The sequence below is a fragment of the Thioclava sp. ES.031 genome (genome assembly GCF_002563775.1).
Lineage (GTDB): Bacteria > Pseudomonadota > Alphaproteobacteria > Rhodobacterales > Rhodobacteraceae > Thioclava.
The window spans coordinates 2,114,966-2,132,603 of the sequence record NZ_PDJO01000001.1; the positions used below are offsets into that span (position 1 = coordinate 2,114,966).

Annotated in this window: 13 protein-coding genes; 6 read left to right on the top strand and 7 right to left on the bottom strand. The window is 66.4% G+C overall.

Going from position 1 to position 17,638, the window contains the following annotated elements; genetic code table 11:
* Positions 1-94 precede the first annotated feature (94 nt).
* Entirely contained in the window at positions 95-991 is an 897-nt protein-coding gene (locus AXZ77_RS10145; protein WP_098411058.1) for a hypothetical protein, read from the top strand.
* Positions 992-994: 3 nt separating this feature from the next.
* On the opposite strand, the gene AXZ77_RS10150 is transcribed toward AXZ77_RS10145, so the two are convergent.
* Complete coding sequence (locus AXZ77_RS10150; RefSeq protein ID WP_098411059.1) at positions 995-1,915, bottom strand: aldo/keto reductase; 921 nt, start codon at positions 1,913-1,915, stop codon at positions 995-997.
* A gap of 118 nt (positions 1,916-2,033) precedes the next feature.
* On the opposite strand from AXZ77_RS10150, the gene AXZ77_RS10155 reads away from it, so the two are divergent.
* Positions 2,034-3,677 (top strand): GMC oxidoreductase, encoded by a 1,644-nt coding sequence (locus AXZ77_RS10155; protein WP_098411060.1) that lies wholly within the window; start codon positions 2,034-2,036, stop codon positions 3,675-3,677.
* Between the two features lie 16 nt (positions 3,678-3,693).
* Positions 3,694-4,677 (top strand): glycosyltransferase family 2 protein, encoded by a 984-nt coding sequence (locus tag AXZ77_RS10160; protein WP_098411061.1) that lies wholly within the window; start codon positions 3,694-3,696, stop codon positions 4,675-4,677.
* Between the two features lie 52 nt (positions 4,678-4,729).
* Here the strand turns inward: AXZ77_RS10160 and AXZ77_RS10165 are convergent, their stop codons facing one another.
* The 3 genes from AXZ77_RS10165 to AXZ77_RS10175 all read right to left on the bottom strand — a co-directional run bounded on the left by AXZ77_RS10165 (position 4,730) and on the right by AXZ77_RS10175 (position 8,066).
* Positions 4,730-5,914: a polysaccharide biosynthesis/export family protein gene (locus AXZ77_RS10165; RefSeq protein ID WP_141536251.1), complete on the bottom strand. Its 1,185-nt coding sequence runs from the start codon at positions 5,912-5,914 to the stop codon at positions 4,730-4,732.
* Between the two features lie 13 nt (positions 5,915-5,927).
* Positions 5,928-6,527, bottom strand: coding sequence for a sugar transferase (locus AXZ77_RS10170; RefSeq protein ID WP_255266466.1), 600 nt, complete (start codon positions 6,525-6,527; stop codon positions 5,928-5,930).
* 408 nt (positions 6,528-6,935) lie between these two features.
* Positions 6,936-8,066, bottom strand: coding sequence for a glycosyltransferase family 2 protein (locus AXZ77_RS10175; RefSeq protein ID WP_176536008.1), 1,131 nt, complete (start codon positions 8,064-8,066; stop codon positions 6,936-6,938).
* A gap of 130 nt (positions 8,067-8,196) precedes the next feature.
* Here AXZ77_RS10175 and AXZ77_RS10180 point away from each other — a divergent pair, with 130 nt between their 5' ends.
* Complete coding sequence (locus tag AXZ77_RS10180) at positions 8,197-9,660, top strand: lipopolysaccharide biosynthesis protein (RefSeq protein ID WP_176536009.1); 1,464 nt, start codon at positions 8,197-8,199, stop codon at positions 9,658-9,660.
* A gap of 6 nt (positions 9,661-9,666) precedes the next feature.
* Here AXZ77_RS10180 and AXZ77_RS10185 read toward each other — a convergent pair whose 3' ends face one another.
* The gene (locus tag AXZ77_RS10185; RefSeq protein WP_098411065.1) at positions 9,667-10,824 is read right to left on the bottom strand and encodes a glycosyltransferase family 4 protein; all 1,158 of its coding nucleotides are present in this window, start codon (positions 10,822-10,824) and stop codon (positions 9,667-9,669) included.
* Positions 10,825-11,187: 363 nt separating this feature from the next.
* Between AXZ77_RS10185 and AXZ77_RS10190 the strand changes: the two genes are divergently transcribed.
* Both AXZ77_RS10190 and AXZ77_RS10195 read left to right on the top strand, forming a co-directional pair.
* Positions 11,188-12,450 (top strand): O-antigen ligase, encoded by a 1,263-nt coding sequence (locus tag AXZ77_RS10190; RefSeq protein ID WP_098411066.1) that lies wholly within the window; start codon positions 11,188-11,190, stop codon positions 12,448-12,450.
* Positions 12,447-13,619 (top strand): glycosyltransferase family 1 protein, encoded by a 1,173-nt coding sequence (locus tag AXZ77_RS10195; RefSeq protein WP_098411067.1) that lies wholly within the window; start codon positions 12,447-12,449, stop codon positions 13,617-13,619. Before AXZ77_RS10190 ends, AXZ77_RS10195 begins: the two co-directional genes overlap by 4 nt.
* Before the next feature lie 19 nt (positions 13,620-13,638).
* Here AXZ77_RS10195 and AXZ77_RS10200 read toward each other — a convergent pair whose 3' ends face one another.
* Positions 13,639-15,297 (bottom strand): GMC oxidoreductase, encoded by a 1,659-nt coding sequence (locus AXZ77_RS10200; RefSeq protein WP_098411068.1) that lies wholly within the window; start codon positions 15,295-15,297, stop codon positions 13,639-13,641.
* A 30-nt stretch (positions 15,298-15,327) separates the two neighbouring features.
* On the bottom strand, positions 15,328-17,370 hold the full coding sequence (locus AXZ77_RS10205; RefSeq protein ID WP_098411069.1) for an acyltransferase family protein: 2,043 nt from the start codon (positions 17,368-17,370) through the stop codon (positions 15,328-15,330).
* Positions 17,371-17,638: the final 268 nt, after the last annotated feature.

Sequence of the window (17,638 nt, forward strand, 5' to 3'; positions counted from 1 at the left end):
CCCTCCGGGGCGTTGCCGCTTGCAGGAATCGCCACCGACCTCTCACGCTTTGCCTATGCGAAACGGCGCAGCGACACGAACGGGGAGACACGGGATGCTGAAGGAACCGGTTGGCTTCATTACCATGGCCTTCGGCGCGCAGCGCTATCTCGATCAGGCCGATGCGCTGGCGCGGTCCCTGCGACGCCACATGCCGGGCCATCCGATCTGCCTTGTGACCGATCAGGTGCGCATGACCGACCTCTACGACACGCAGATCGGGATCGAGCGGCTCGATATGCCCGGCACGCTGCTCAAGACGATGCTCTACGATTACTCGCCCTATGCCGAGACCCTGTTCATCGACAGCGACTGCATCGCGGTGCGCCCGTTCCACGACCATATCGCGGCGATGCAGGACTGGGATTTCACCCCGGTCTGCGACACCTATCTCAAGCGCGGCGATCAGGATCTGTGGCTGGAAGATGTGGGGGCAGCCCTCGATAAGCTCGGCGGCGAGGTCTTTCCGAAATACAATGGCGGGGTCTATTTCTTCCGCAAAAGCCCCCATGCCGCAGAGGTCTTCTCTCGCGCGCGGCTGCTGCTGGAACGCCAGCAGGAACTGGGCATTCTCGATTTCGACAAGGCCGGTCCGGGCGAGGAGACGCTGATCGGTCTGGCACTGGTCGAGATGGGCGCGACCGATCTCTACAATGACGCGGCGGGGCTGATGCGCACGCCGCTGAACTCCACCGGCGAGATCGAGATCGACCCGATCCGTGGCCGGTCGCATTTCGTGAAAGAGGGCCGCGACGTCTCGCCCGCGATCGTCCATTTCTGCGGCGATTACGCGGCCCATCCGACCTACACGATCGCGCGCCGGATGCTGGAACGCGGTGCGCCGCTCAAGCCTCTGGAAGGCAAGGCGATCCATGCGGGCTGGAAGTTCGACAAGCTGCGGGCGCGGGTGCGCGGCAAGCTGCAGTCGATGGGGCGGCCCGCCTTGTCCTGACCCTCAGGAGGAGGCCTGCGCCCAACCCATCAGCTGCGCGCCTGCAAGGGCCGCCTCTGAAGAAATCCCGGTCGCCTGCGCCATCCGCGCGATCCGCGCAGGATTGGTCGAGGAAAACAGTACCGCGCGCATCCCTTCGATCCCCGCCGCATGCGCCATCAGCCGTGCGCCCAGATCGGGCGCATCCGGGTCGATGCCGAGCGCGACGGCCTTCTCCCGCGCAGGGCCCGGCTGCGAAAGCCGCGCTTCGAGCGCCCCGACCCCGCGCCCGATGAGCGAATGGGCGACCGTCTGCGCGCCCGTCGGGCAGGCGAAATCACCGACCGGATTTTCCCAACCTTGGGCGGGCATCTGATAAACGCTGTAAGGCAAACCCGCCCCCTGCCCTGCAATCGCGCGGCTTGTCTCGAATTGCGTCGCGGTGCCGAGCTCGCGCACCTTTCCCGCCGCGACGAGCTCTTGCAAAACCTCCAGCACGGCAGGGTCATTTGCGACTTCAGACGTGCATTCGTGCAAAGTCAGAAGATCGAGCTGGTCCGTCCGCAGCGCGCGCAGGCTCGCCTCGACGCTGGCGCGGATCTGCTCCGGGCCGAACTGCCCGAAACGCGGGCTGCGCGGTGCAGGCGGCGGCACGATCCGCGCGCCCCCGGGCACCCGTCCCGCCAGATGGGCGAGCTTGCCGTGAACGCGGAAGCCAAGTGTGATCCGCGACGGTGCGATACCCACCTTGCTCGACAAGAAGACCTGATCTCGCCGCCCCGCGATCGCCTCGCCCACGATCGCTTCCGCCGCGCCATGCCCGTAGAGCGGCGCGGTGTCGATCCAGGTGATCCCGGCCTCCAGCGCCGCCCGCAGCAGCGCGACCGCATCCTCGCGTCCTTTTCCTGCGTAAAGATGCGCTGTTCCGAAGCCGATCCTGCCCACCGATTACCTCGTTTGCGAAAACCCCAGGGCCTTTGCGCGCGATTGCTTGCGCGGCGGCCCGTCTGTTTCGAGACTTGCGAATGTGGGGAAGAAAACCAAGCAAAACGGGGGGCTCGGGATGCTTGATGCTGCAATTGCAAAAACAAACCTCGAAACTGTCGAACGACGCGGCGCTTTTGATGCGATTATAGTCGGCGCCGGAGCGGCGGGCGGTCTGGCGGCGGCGCTGCTTTGCGAGGCCGGGATGAAGGTTCTGGTGCTCGATGCGGGTTATCGCCCGTCGCTGGCGGAAGCGCCGATGCGCACGCTGGTCTCGGCGGCAATGCGGCGGATCGCGACCCCGCGCATGGCGCGGCTGCTGCCCTACCGGGTGATGAAACGCGGCGAGGGCTTCCTGCGCGATCTGGGCCGCCGTCGGCAGCCGGTGCAGACCCAATGCTACGCCTGGCCCACCGCGCCCGATCTGTTCGTCGACGATCTGGATAATCCTTACGAGACCGCGCCCGATGCGCCCTTCAACTGGATCCGGGTGCGCGCGCTTGGCGGGCGGATGGTCGTGCCGGTGCATGGGCGGCAATACCTGCGCCACGGGCCCGCCGATTTCGCCCCGATCGACGGGGCCTCGCCCAACTGGCCCTTCGCGCCCGATGCGCTGACGCCGTGGTACGAGATGGTCGAGCGGCGTTTGGGGCTCTCGGGCGGGCGCGAAAACACGCCCTTCGTCCCCGACAGCCTTCTGGCCGAGGAACGCCAGCCCGACGCGGCGGAGGCCGATGTGATGGCGCTTCTCGACGAGGCCTATCCCGGCGTGACGACGATGCTCGGGCGTTATGCGCCGCCGATGCCCGCGCTGGATCAGGCGGCGGCGACCGGCAACCTGTGGTGTCGCAGCGGCGCGGTGGTCAGCCATGTCGAGGTGGATGCCTCGGGCCGCGCTCGCTCGGTCAGTTTCTACGACCGCGAAAGCCGCTCGCGGCAGACGATCAGCGCGCCACATATCCTGCTCGCCGCCTCGACGGTGGAGAGCACGCGCATCCTGCTGGCCTCGCAGACCGAGAGACCCGGCGGGATCGGCGCGGCCTCGGGCGCGCTCGGACGCTATCTGATGGATCACGTCTCGATCAAGGCGGAGGGGATCGGCCATGCGATCGGTCCGGGCGAACCTGCCGACATGGAGGTCGGGCGCTGCCTCTACCTGCCCCATTTCGAGCGGCGCGATGCCCCGGACAGCCTCCTCGATCGCGGCTATGGCGTGCGCCTTTACCGGACGCCCGGCCACGGCGATATCTCCTATTTCACCGCCGTTTCGGATTCCGAGATGCTGCCGCGTCGCGAGAACCGGATCACCCTGTCGGAGCGCAAGGACGCCTATGGCTTCGCGATCCCGCGTATCGAGGTCACCCATTCCCCCGAAGAGCTGGCCCGCGCCGCCGAGCAACGTCGGGCGGTGCTGGAACTCGCGGAAATCCTCGGCGTGCGTCTGACGAGCATATCGACGGGGCCGAGCGTTCCGGGCGCTGCGATCCACGAATGCGGCTCTGCGCGGATGGGCACGGCACCGGAGAATTCTGTGCTCGACCCGTTCAACGAATGCTGGGACGCGCGCGGGCTGCATGTGATCGACGGCGCGGCCTTCCCCTCCGAGGGCAACCAAAACCCGACCCTGACGATCATGGCCCTGACCGCGCGGGCCTGCGCCCGGATCGTGGGCAACTCGTCGCCCGAGGCGGATATGCCTGCCGCCGAAACCGTCACCGCCTGAGCCCAAGGAGAGAGCGTTGAGCGCCGAAATTTGCGTCATCATCCCCGCCTATAACGCCGAGGCCACGATCGCGGACGCGGTGCGCTCGGCACTCGCGCAGCCCGAAGTCGCCGAGCTGCGCGTGATCGACGACGCCTCCACCGACGCCACGGCGCAGACCGCGCAGGAGGCGGCAGCAGGCGATCCGCGCCTGACCGTGATCTCGCGAAGCCACAACATCGGCCCGGCGGCGGCGCGCAATATCGCCATTGCCGAGAGCACCGCGCCTTATCTGAGCGTGCTCGACGCCGACGACTACCTGATGCCGGGGCGTTTCGGGCGGCTCGATCTGACATCGGAGGCCGATATCGTCGCCGACAATATCGTCTTCGTGCCCGAGGCGCGGCCCGATCTGCTGAGGCCAGAGGAGCTGCCCGCCGCGCCCAATGAGCCGCCGCGTGCGCTCGATCTGGCCGATTTCATTCGCGGCAACCTCTCGCTGCCCGGTCAGCCGCGAGGCGAGCTGGGCTTCCTGAAACCGGTGATCTCGCGCGCGTTCCTCGACCGGCACGGGCTGCGCTACAACGCGGCGCTGCGGCTCGGCGAGGATTGCGATCTGTATTTGCGGATGTTCCTCGATGGCGCGCGGTTCCGGCTGCAGCGCGATATCGGCTACGTCGCGCGGGTGCGGCGCGACAGTCTCAGCGGGCGCCACCGGGCCGAAGATCTGGGGAACCTGCTGAGCGCCGCCGAGCAACTGGCCCCGATGGTCGCACGCGATCCGAAAGCCGCGCCGCTGTTTCGCGCCTATCTGACGGAGATCCGGGCGCGCTATCTGCTGCGCGATTTCCTCGACGTGAAACGGCGCGCCGGGCTTGCAGCGGCGCTGCGTCATTCGGCGCGGCCCTTGTCGAACCTCGGCCCGGTGCTCGGCGGGGTCGCGCGCGACAAGCTCGCGGCCCTGCGCAAGGCGGAGGCGCCGCCCCTGCCCGATCAGCGTTATCTCCTGCCGCTGGAATAGGAAAAAGGCGGCCCGTGATGAGCCGCCTTTCGCGTTGGAATATCTTAGGTTTCTAGCCTTTGACCTGCGCCGGAAGCAGTTGGAACTCCACAATGTCGCCGGGCATCAAGGGCGCATCCATCGCCAGCACCTCGGCGTCGTTTGCGCCCTTGCGATGGACCCGCACCTGAAGCGCATCCTCGGGCCGTTCAATCGCGGTCAGAAGCCCCACGATCCGCTCCTGCAAGACGCGCTTGCCGCGGATTTCGTCCAGATCGGCCTCGACCTGTCGCAAGGTTTCCAGCCGCGCCGCGGCCGCCCCTTCGACCGCATCCAGCCGGTCCGCTTCGGCGGACGCGATGTCCTGTCGCGCCTTCAGGATCGCGCTGCGCACATCGAGCGCCTGCGTCTCGACCGTCGCCGCGACCCGCTGCGCATCCAGAAGCCGCGCATTGGCGGCAAGCCCCCGGTCGGCCAGCGTATTCATCGCATCGGTCTGCTTCTGCGCCAGAGCCTGTTGCTCCTCGAGCGAGGCGGATTTCTTTTCGAGCGCCGCGATCTCGGAGTTCAGAAGCTCCAGCCGCCCGTCGATCAGGGTGATCCTACGCTTCGTCTCTTCGCGGTCGAGCTCGAAAATCTTGCGCTCGCGGTCGCGCAGCACCTCGCCGCTCGCATCGTTTTGCAGTGGCGGGAAGTCGATCGTCTCGGCCCCGTCGACCTCGGCGATCAGCCGCGCGCGACGTGCGCCGAGCGTATCTTCCTTCTGCCGCAGATCGCTGAGCAGCGTTTCCGCCTCCAGCCGCGCCCGCAGCGGATCCGTCTCGCTCAGCCCCGCCATCGGGATACCGCCCGCCTGCGCCAGGGCCTCGCGCGCGGTCATCCCCTCGCGGAAATCGACCTTGCCGCCCGTGCGCACCAGCCCCGACACATAGACCGGCGGGCGCTGCGCAATCGCGACAGAGACGCCGGGCATATCGGTGATGCCGAGCTGCTGGATCAGCCGATTGGCGATCTCTTCCGACAGATCGGACGGGGTCGTGGTCTCGGCCTTCATCGGCCCGAGAAAGGGCATCGTGAGAATACCTTGCTCGTCGACCGTATATTCGGTCGGCCAGCTATCCCATTCGCGCATCACCGCGCTGATCGGATCCCACGCCATCACGCGGATCGACAGCGCGTCGCCCGCGACGATGGTCTCGGAAAAGCCGGCGCTGGCGGGCAGAACCATGCCCAGTATCAGCGCCAGCCGGAGTTTCATGGAGCGCACCACCTCAGCGCGCACCTTTCGCAAAGAGCACCGCCGGGATCGTCATGAACAGCACCCAGATATCGAGCATCGGCCGCCAATTGCTCACATAGAAGCGATCCAGTCGCACGCGCTCGCGATAGGTCACATCGGATCGCCCGCTGACCTGCCACATTCCGGTCACGCCGGGGCGGCTTTGGAGGTAGTGAAACCGCGACTGGCCGTAGTTTTCCAGCTCGTCTTCGACCACCGGGCGCGGGCCGACGATGCTCATCTCGCCGGTCAGCACATTCATGATCTGCGGCAGCTCGTCGAGGCTGAGCTTGCGCAGCACAGCGCCAATCGAGGTCACCCGCGGATCGTCGTCGAGCTTGCGCTGTTCTTGCCAGATCGCGCGCTGATCCGGGTTCAGCATGAGGTGACGTTCGAGCACCTCATCGCCGTTTGTCACCATCGAGCGGAACTTCCAGCAGCGGAATTCCCGCCCGCCGAAGCCGATCCGGCGATGGCCGTAGAACAGCGGACCACCGTCGGACAGCTTGATCATCAGGCAAAGCCCGAGGAACAGCGGCGCGAAAAACGGCGCGATCGCCAGGACGATAAGAAGATCGAGAGCACGTTTCACGCGCCCGCCCACAGGGATCTCATAGCTACGCGGCGCTTTAGGCAGAGGCACCGGCGGATTGATGACGACAGCATTGGCATCGAAGTTTCGTATCGAACTGAAGGACATTTCCCCACTCCATGTTTCAGTTTTCCCCCCTTAATGCCCGCCCTTCCTGTCTTGCCTCATGATCGCGTCTCGTTCTGAGATGTTCTTTACTTTGGGTTAATGATGTTGACCGGACGATCACATTGGCCAACGTTTTTTTGATGAATGGAGGTTTTCTGCAGTCGCAAAATGCAGCTGCGGCGATGCAGGCGCAGAAAATAGGAGCTTGCCTTAGTTTTGACGCAATATTCAGCGGTCGAATAACGGATTTGACGGGGTCATCGGTGTCAAATCCCGCGTATACAGGCTGAACGCTTCAGTTTAGCTGCGGACAAAGAAGGACGCGATTCGCCACATTTGGGGCAAATTCCGCTCTCGCAGGGCACGGCGCAATTGCCAGAGCATCGAGCGTTTGAGGATCGCGCGCATCCGTTTTCCGGTGGGACCGAGCCGCCCTAGCGCGCGCAGCTGCGCCTGCAGCGCCGGGTCCTCGATCAGTTCGGGCGCGCCCAGCGTGGAGAGCGTAAGACGTTGCAGCCGCGCGGTTTCCTCGGTCGAGAGCGGCGCATCGCCCAGCTTGGCCGCAGCGTGCAGATGGGCCATCGCCTCGGGCCACATCCGCTGGCGGGCAAAGACCGTGGCTTTCGCGATCTCGATCAGCCGGGGCCGCTCCGCGTCGGGGATCTGCGCCCAGAGCGTCGGCCCGAACAGCTCGCGATCGGCCATACCGTCAAATATCTCGGTGAAAATGCGGCGATTGAACGCAGCCCAGCGTTCGGCATTCTGTTGCGCGGCGAATTCCTTTCCCGCCTCGCCCCGTGCGCCCTCATGTTCGCGGTGGTGAAACACGATCTGGTCCAGTTGCACCCCTGGAAGACGCCGCGACAGACGCAGGATCATCTCGTAATCCTGCGAGCGCATCAGGTCCTCGCGAAAGCCCCCCACCGCCTCGTAAGCGGCACGGCGCACCATCAGACCGGGCTGGAAAATATGGCAGCCTTCCAACAGATGCGGGAAAATCTCGTCGGGGGCGGAGTCGCGCATGTAACCGGCCGGGCGCAGCATATGCTCGCCCGTCTCGGGATCGCGCTCGAAATCGCAATGCCGCCCCGCGCAGAACATCGCGAGCGGGTCCGCTTCGAGCGCGCCGGCCAACGCCGCGCAGGCATGGGGCAGCAGAATATCGTCGTCATCGACGATCCAGATCAGATCGCCCGTGACCATTTTCAGTGCCCGATTGAGCGCCTTCGCCTTGCCGGAATTCTCTTGATGATGCACTCGCAGCATTTCGCCGTAACCGGCCAGAACCTGCTGCGTGTCATCGCTCGACCCGTCATCGATCACGAGGATCTCGTCGGGCTTACGGTCTTGGGACAAAAGGCTTTCGATCGTCTCGCCGATCAGCGCGGCGCGGTTGAAGGTGGGGATGATGACACTGACCCTGGATCTCACCGCACCGTTCCGATCATCGAAAAAACCTAGACAATTCTGCACCTGCATAGTCAACATTGTCAAAGGCAATATCCCGCCCCGGATCGCGATGACCCGGGCCGCCGGTCATCTTGCCCCGAGAGGTATGCGCATGGGTCTGGCCCGAAGCTCTGCACGCGGAGCCGCGATCAACATGGTCGCGATCGTCATTCGAATGGGTCTGAACATTCTCGTCGTCACGCCGATCGTGGCGCGCATCCTCGGCCCCGAAAGTTTCGGCCTCGCGGCGATGGCGATGACGCTGTTCGGGTTTCTGCTGCTGTTCGGCGATGTCGGCCTCTCGGCAGCGCTGGTGCGCACGCGCGATCCCTCGAAGATGCTGTGGTCCACGGCGTTCTGGGCGACCGCGCTGCTCGGCACCGGGTTTCTGCTGATCGCCATCGGCACTGCCGGTCCGCTGAGCGCCTTCTATAACGAGCCCGCCGTCGCCCCCCTCGCCCGTGCCATCGGCATCGCGATGCTGTTTCAGGTGATGCTGTCGATCCCGGTCGCCTGGCTGCAACGCGAACATCGGCTGCACCATGTCGCCATCGCCGATATCCTCTCGGTCGCGGTGGCGGCGGTCGTGACCATAGGCGCAGCACTTTTGGGCGCGGGCGTCTGGGCGCTGATCCTGCAGCAGATCGTGCTGGCGGTGACGAAATTCGTGACCATCCTCGTCTTCGCGAAGCTGCCTCTCTCGCCGCGTTTCCACTGGGCAGAAATCGCGCCGCTGATGGGGTTTTCGACGCGGCTGACGATTTCCAGCCTCGTGTCCTATTTCAACACCCAGACCGACACGATCCTCGTCGGCAAATTCCTCGGCACCGATGCGGTCGGCCTCTACAGCCGCGCCTATCAGCTGATGCAGCTGCCCGTGCAGGTGATCGCGCGCGGCATGGCCTTTGCCGCCTACCCGGCGATGGCGCGGGTGACGCATGACCGCGAATGGCTCTCGGCGCTTTACCTGAAGCTGATCACCGCGGTGGGCTTCATGGTCTTTCCGATGACCTTCGGCCTCGCGGTCGCCGCCGAGCCGCTGATCCTCGTGCTGCTCGGCCCGAAATGGATCGAGATCGCCCCCACCTTCGCGGTGCTCACCTTCACCGGCATGACCCAGAGCTTCGTGGTGAACGGGACCGATCTGCTGATGGCCGACAACCGCACCGACCGCATCCTGCGTTGGGCGATCATCCGGCTGGTGGTGCTGGTGCCCGCCTTCGCATTGGGGGTCTATCTCGGCTCGGTTCTCTGGCTCGCGCTCTTCTTCAGCGTGGCCAGCATCGTGCTGCTGGTCCCCTTCCAGATGGAGATCAACCGCCGGGCAGGCCTTGGCCATCGCCAGATGCTCGCGCGCCTGCTGCCGAGCTTCGTCGCCGCTTCGGGCATGGCCGCGGGCGTCTATGTGCTGAAACTGTGGTTCGACGGTCTGGGTTTGCCCGCGCTGATCGCGCTGCCGGTATTGGTGCTGGCGGGGGGCGCGCTTTATCTCGGGCTGCTGCGGCTCGGCGCGCCCGCGTTCCTGCGCGACATCCTCGGCATGGCGGATCATTTCCGCAAAAGCCGCACAAGCTGACCGCGTTCAGCCAGCCGCGGCCCGCTCATACAGCCCATCCCAATAGGCCGCCGCATCCTCGGGATCGAACAGCGCCCGCGCCTGCGCATGGGCGGCGCGGCGCATCGCACGATAGGCGTCGGCATCGGCGAACATCTCTTCGAGCCGCGCGATCCCCTCCTGCGCCATCCGCTCGGTCTCGGCCACGAACATCGCCTCGCAGTCGACGGTGCCGCGCTGCGACCATTCGGGCCGCCATTCGTCATCGCCCGGCGTGCGCGGACACCCGACCAGCGCCCCCGAGACGCCATCCTCGATGAATTCGGGAAGCGCGCGCTGATCGGTCGCCAGAACCGGCGTGCCGTGGATCATCGCCTCCACCGCCGAGAAGCCGAACGTGTCCGAGAAGGTCAGCAGCGCCGCCGCATGGCTATTGCGCAAAAGCTCGACCACCTGAGCGTTCGGCATCCGCGCGTGATGCGTGACATTGGGCAGGTTGAGCAGATCGAGATAGGGCTGGAACACCTCCTGCCGCTCCGGGTCGCTCCAGATCGACCCGCCGCAGGTGAGGCTGGAGATCACGTTGAAATGGAACGGCAAGCCGCGTTTCAGGGCCAGTTCCGCCATTCGCGCGACCGAACATCCCCCTTTGCGCGCGAAATGCCCGCCGACGAAGGTGATCTGATAGGGCGGCTCCAGCGCGATCTCCTCATGCGCGTCCTTGCCCGGGTGGAGCGACGGGTAGCGACATTCCAGCTTGTCCAGGAGCCGCGCCTGATCGGTGGGCGACAGCCGGGATTTCGCGACCGTCGCGCGAAAGCTCTCGCAGGCGAATTGCGAGATCGCGACGATCGCGCGGCAGCGATCCGACAGCAAAATCCGATAGAGCATCGCCTCGTAGCCCGAGCCCTCGCGCCCGAAGACCCGCGGCAGGTCGGATTCGAAGCCGATCACGAAGGGTTTGCGCCCGAGCGGGATACGGTTGAAGGCGTGGATCAGGTCGCAACGATGCGCCGAGACCGGATCGAACAGCGTCACCCCGTCATATTCCGAACGTATCCGGTTTAACGGCACGAAAATCTTGCGCTCGATTCGGTGGCGCGACTGGCGTGGCCCGCTGAAATCCCACGGATAGCCCACCGGCGCGAGCACCTTGAGCGGCCTCGAGTCTGTCTTGATAGTCATGACGCCCCCATCGACTCGTCACGGCACATTGCGCGGCCTTTGACACCCCTCGCAGGCCGCAGGGTTCAAGCTAGGACCGCCCAAGCCCCGCCAGCAAAGAAAAACCGCCCGCTTTCTGCATTGCAGCACCCGCGCGCCTGTTTCTTACGCGCTGTTGAGCGGTTTCGGGCCGATGCGCGCATCAATCGGGCTTTCACGACTGCCCGCGAGATCATCACCTTGTCACGAAACCCGCCGATAGTTTCGCCACTCGGGGCAAGGCCCGTCCGGGAGCCGGCAAAGCGCTGGCCCGCCCTGCCGGGTCGCGCGAGGATCGGCGAAAGGGGTGCGGCTCGCGCCCGCTCAGAGGTGTTTCGACGCAAGATGATCTCCCGCCGCGACACGATCACGTTCTCGCCCGAGGCGCTCGCATTCGCGATCGGCCTGATCGCGCTGAACTGGATTCCGCTGATGGGGTCCAAGGCGGCGCTGGTCTATCTGGCGGCGATGGCGGCGCTGGTCTTCTGGCAGCCGCAGCGCATCCTCGACGAAGGCTACGCCACCGCCGCGATCTGGGTGATGATCGGCTGGTGCCTGCTGTCTTTCCTGTGGTCGAACTACCCCTCGCAGACGATCCGGCACGGGCTGCAACTGGCCCTGACGGCGAGCATGGCGGTCGCGGCGGGCTTGCGGCTCTCGACGACGACGGTGCTGCGGGTGCTGCTGGTGACGGGGCTGATCCTGGCGGTCTGCCAGTTCGGGATCGGGCGGATCAGCGGCTCGGGCGCGTGGCTCGGCCTCTACAATTCCAAGAACCAACTGGCGCAATTCGCGATGATCCCGATGCTCGTCGGTCTGGCGATCACGCTCGACCGGCGCGGGCGGCGCTACCTGCTGCCCGGCGTGGTGGCGCTGGTGGCTGGGACATTCCTGCTGATCGTGGCCGATTCCGTGGGCGCGATCCTCGCCGCGATGGGCGCCTGCACGGCGATGGTGGCGATCAAGTTCCTCAACCGGCTCGGACCGTGGCAGAGGCTGCTGGTCGCGGGCAGTTCGGTCCTGTTGATCGCACTGATCGCGATCGCGGTTTCCGGCTTCTTCGACGAGCTTTCGCAGCTGATGGTCCGGCTCACCGGCAAGGACCTGACCCTGACGGGGCGCACGACGCTCTGGCAATCCGCCTTCGACGAGATCGCGAAACATCCGCTGCTGGGCGAAGGGTTTCGCGGCGTCTGGGTGGTGGGCAACCCGCTGGCCGAACGGCTCTGGGCGGAGTTCGGGATCGCCGACAAGGTGGGCTTCCATTTCCACAACACCTTCATCTCGAACACGGTGGAGATCGGGCTAATCGGCGGCGCGATGCAGCTGGGCCTGTTCCTCTACACACTCTATTTTCTGGTGCTCTGGGCGATCCGCTCGCCCAGTTTCGAGTCGCTGTTCTGGGCGGGCTACATGGTGCGCGAGGTGATCCTCGTGAACAGCGAGGTGATGTTCTTCGCCGAATTCGCCGCCGATACGGTGCTGATGTTCATGGCGATCGTGGTGGCACGGCGCTACCAGCTGTCGCTGCGCGCGCCCGCGCCCCGTTCGGGAATTGCTCGAACCATCGGTGGCCCTGCCCGTTTCTCCGATCGGTTCGCCGGATGAGCGCCCGCACTGTCGACATCACGCTGGTCATGGACCCGCGTTTCACCGGCGGCACGGCGCAGGCCTTCCGCACCGATGTGCTGGCGTGTCGTGCGCGCGGCATGCGCGTCGGCATCGAGTTCTTCGAGGCCGGTGCCTTCTACCTGCCGACCGAAGCCCCCAATCCGACCCTGCTGGAGCTGGCCGATCTCGACGATATCGTGCTGAGCCCCGACCGCAGCGCGATGACCTTCCTGCACAATCCGCAGATTTTCGGGCGTGCACAGCTGGGCCGCGCACCGCGCCCGCCGCGCCTGCCGAAAAGCGAGCGGATCTTCGTCGTCGCCCATCACCCGCCCTTCCTCGGCGATGGCGCGCTGGCCTATGACCCGCTCGGCACCGATCAGGCGATTGCGCGACTGCTGCCCGAGCCGAAGACCGTCGAATGGCTGCCGGTCTCGGGACTGGTGCGGGCGCAGTTGCGCAGTTTTCAGCCCTTCCTCGCGCTCCATGCGCAGGATTGGCCCAACAGTTTCGACACCGGCCAATGGCAGCCCAAGCGCGAGAAACTCCAGCCGGGCCTGTGGACCATCGGGCGGCACGGGCGCGCGCATGAGGATAAATGGCCCGACGCGGCGGAGGATATCGCAGCCTCCCTGCCCGCGCGTCGCGATCTGCATCCGCGCGTTCTGGGCGCGGAGGCGGAGTTCTTCGCCAGCCGCGGGGTCGATGTGTCGGGCTGGGACATCCTGCCCTTCGGCACCGAGGATGTGGCGGGGTTCCTCGATGGTCTCGACCTGTTTTCCTATTTCCACTCGGCGCGCTGGCGCGAAGCCTTCGGGCGCACCGTGGCCGAGGCGATGATGATGGGGCTGCGCTGCGTGCTCGATCCGGCGCTGCGCCCGACCTTCGGGCCGCACGCGCTCTATTGCCACCCGCGGGAGGTCACGCAGGTGGTGTCGCGCATCCGCGAGGCTCCGAACGGGCACCGTCTGGCGGCGATGCAAGCGGGCGCGTGGTGCCGCGCGGAGTTCGACATAGCCCAGATCGGTGCGCGGCTGGATGCGCTGGCGGCGAAGCCCGCGCGCCGGTTGAGCCGCGGCATGCGGACCGCCTCGCCGCTGGTCACGACGCGCAAACTGGTGGGGTTTCGGCGCCGCGCGGCGGCAAGGGAGGCCGCGCAGTCCTAGGCGCGACCGCCGCCTGTGATCAGGCGATCTTCGCCGCGCGCAGCTCTTCCAGTTCTCCCACGTCCGGCAAGCGCATATCCGGCCCGAACCCCGCGATCCGCCCGCAGACCCGCGCGGCCAGCGCCATGATCGTGAGCGTCGGGTTCTGGTTGCCTTCGGAAGGAAAGACCGAGCCGTCGATGACATAGAGCCCGCGCGTCTCCCAGACCCGGCCTTGCGGGTCGACCACGGAATTCTCGGGCGCCGTTCCCATCCGCGCCGTGCCGCATTCATGGATCGACGCACCCGGAATCCCCGGCCCCTCGGAGAGCCGCGTCACATCGACCTCCAAGGCCGCCGCCAAGTCCCGCAAGGCCGCGATCTGGCGTTCGGCCATGCTGCGTTCCTCGGGGCTGTGCTCGATCGAGACATGCGGCACTGCGATCCCGAAAGCATCCTTTCGCGCACTCAGCGTGACCCGGTTCTCGCGACGCGGCAGCATCTCGGAGTCCGAGACGGCAGTGAAATGCGACTCCCCGGTGGTTTTCGGCACCCGGTAGATGCGCACGCCGAAGCCGCGCTCGGGCGTGTTCTGCGCACCGTGGCGCTGCTCGAAATGCGGCAGATAAAGACAGCGCCAGACCTCGGGCACCGCCTGATCGCCCACCAGCCCCGCGCCATTGCCCTCGATCTGCGCCGTCACATGATCCATCAGATTGCGCCCAAGCGCGTCCGAGGCCCGCCCCAGCGCGCCGGGTTTCCCGCCGCGCTCGGAGGCCAGCAAAATCCGCGTCGTCTCGATGGTGGAGGCCGCGAGCAGCACCTTGGGCGCAACGGCGCGCCGGATGCTCGCGGTTTCGCGGTCGTGGAAGCAGACCGCCCCGATCTCGCCATCGGCACCGATCTCGACATGATCGACAACCGCGCCCTGCCGACAGCTCAGCCGCCCCGTGCCCGCGGCGATCTCCAGCGCAGGCAGCGGCGGGGCGTATTGGCCCAGCATCGGCTCGGCGCCCGGAAACGCCTCCCCGATCGTTGCGATCAACTGCGCCTCCGCCGGATCGGGGCTGCGGATCTCGGACAGCAGGCTCGGCGGGATCCAGCGCGAGCCTGTCGCGCCCCCCGACAGCCCCAGATGCCGCTCGACCATCTCGTACCACGGGTCGATCTCGTCGCTGCCGAACGGCCATGCGGGCGAGCGCCCGTCGCGCGGCGCGAAATCGTCCGGCCCGAGGCGCAGATATTGCCGCCCATGCGTCGGCACCACCATCCGCCCGCCAAGCGCATGCACGCGAAACCAGTGGAACGGCTTGTCGGGATCGGTGGCGTAGGGATTGTCGAGATCATCCACGAAGAGATCGGGCGCGGTCGGCCAGGCGTGGCATTGGGTCTGGATCGGCTGGCGCTGCCCGCCCGCCTTGCGCACCATCCGCTCGCCCCGACGCACGACGGCGCGCGGCAACATCCGGATCAGCCCGGGCCGCGCGACCTTGCGCAGCCCGAAGGAGACCAGATTTTTCATCGGCGCCCGCATTGCCGGCGCGGCGAACCCGGCATCCAGCAACAGCACATCCAGCCCCGCCGCACATAACAGCGCCGCCGCCAGCCCGCCTGCCGCCCCCGCGCCCACGATGATCGCATCATAGCGCGTCGGGTCCTCGATCTGCACGAGGTCGGTCTGGGCGAGTTGGACTGCCATGCGGGGGACCTCCGGGTTATGTGGCTCGGCTCAGGGCAGGACGAGATCGACGCGTTTCGTCATCTGAGCCGTGATTGTCGGGAATTGCGCCATGACCGCGCCCACCACCAACCGCGCGCCGGTCAGGCTGAGATGGTCGTCGTCGTGGTAATAGACCTTGCCGCCGGTCGCATTGGTGCAGCGGGTCGCGTCGCAGAAGATGTCCTGCGGGCGCACATGGAAGAGATGCGGGTCGTCGATCGCGTCGAGCACCGCCTGTGCCCGGCCCGCGCGCGCCGCGTAGGATGCGCGGCTCACCGTCACCGTGGGCCACCCGCCGCCAGCGAGGAAGCTTTGCTTCGCGGCGATCTCGGGCACGTTCCAGCCCGCCTCAGGCACCGGATGGACATAGAGGACATAGGCCCCGGTCGAGAGGAACTCCTCGACACCCTTATGCAGCGCGGCCTCGGCCAGCGCGGGCCCGGTGATCGACGGATCGACCCCGATCTCGGAGGCCACAAGCACCTGTTTCGGCCGCCGCCACGGATATTCGTGTCCGCCCTCGCCATTGTCGAAGAAATCGTCGCTGAACAGGTTCTGCAGCCGCCCCGAGGCGATGATCAGATCGGGGCGGACTTCGCGCAGATAGGCCATGTTCTTGTTGAAGACGTCGTTGCAGTCCTGCGCGCCGCGATGGACGCCCGGGGCGGTGCCGCAATAGGCCGTCGTGACCTGCGCGAAGCGCCAGCCCCGCCCCTCGAGCGCCGCGCGCAGCGGTTCGGCAAGCGCATCGGCATGGCTGTCGCCCACCAGCACCGCGAGCGGCCCGCCGGGGTTCACGTCGCTCACGCAGACCGGATCGGGCGGCAGGTTATATTCGGCGGGCGTCTCGGCCCAAGGCAGGCATTGATCGCGCAGCGGGTTGATGTCGTCCTTCGCGGCCAGCAGCGTCGCCACCTGCGGCGGCACGCGCCACGGCGCGCCTCGGATCAGATGCAGCGTCGCCCCCACCCCGATCAGCGCGACAAGCGCCGCCGCCGAGGCCGAAAGCAGCACCGAGCGGCGCGGCAGCAGCGGCACGATACCTTTGCGATGGCTGCGGAACGGCTGCTCGACGTAGCGCCAGCTGAGATAGGCGAGCCCGAGGCTCAGCACCGACAGAGCCAGCATCAGCGACAGGCTCGGATCGGCGAGCGAGCGCATCCGCGCGAAGGCGAAGACCGGCTGGTGCCAGAGATAGGCGGAATAGCTGATCAGGCCGATACCCACGACCGGACGCAGGCTCAGTACCCGCGCCACCGCCGTACCCTGCCGCGCGAAGACGAGGATCATCAGCGTGCCCACGACGGGCAGCAGCGTCGTGAAGGATGGGTGCGGGGTTTCCGCGTCGAAGAGGAAGTAGGAGGCGAAGAGCATCAAAGCCCCCGCGCCCCCCAGCCAGCCATTCGCACGCGGCGCGCGCCACAGCATCCAGAAGGCCCCGAGGCCGCCGATCATCAGCTCCCACGCGCGGCTCGGCAGCAGGAAGAACCCGGCATCGGGCGACGCGAAGGACCAGTATTGCGCAATCGCGAGCGACAGCACCCCGATCGCGAGCACGATCCCGAAGATCATCTTGCGCCCGAAATGCCAGCCAAGCGCCAGAAGCGGCGGGAAGAGGATGTAGTACTGCTCCTCGATCGCCAGCGACCAGGTGTGCATCAGGGGCTTCATCTCGGAGCCGAGCGAGAAATACCCGCTCTCCTTCCAGAACAGGATGTTGGAGACGAACAGCGCCGCCCCCACGATGCTCTGGCCGAAATCGCGCAGCTGATCGGCGAACATCCAGGCCCATGCAAATGGCAGACAGGCGAGGATCACCACGAGAAGCGCAGGCAGAATGCGGCGCGCCCGGCGCTCGTAGAAGGTCAGGATGGAATAGCGGTCGCTCTGAAGATCCTGCACGAGGATCGTGGTGATCAGGAAACCCGAGATCACGAAGAAGATATCGACCCCGATGAAGCCCGCCTGCGCCCCCGGCACGCCCGCGTGAAACAGGATCGCCGAGATCACGGCCACGGCGCGCAGCCCGTCGATTTCTGAACGGTATTTCATAACACCCCCTGACAACGCATCACGGAGAGACTTGCCGCCCCGTCGAGCGACCCGTCGCGCAGTCCCCGCGCACGCCTGCTAATTCCCTTCAAATTCGCGCCGGTCTTGGTGCCGCTTGCGCCCTATTGGCGAGGGTCAGCCCGTTACCCACGAAAGGCTGCACCCCGCTGCCGCGCCCGGGTCGGACGCGCCCCACATCGTCAAGTAACGACCCGTCGATCAGGCCTGTCCACGGTTTTTCAAACCGGACTTGCCGTGCAGGTCCTTT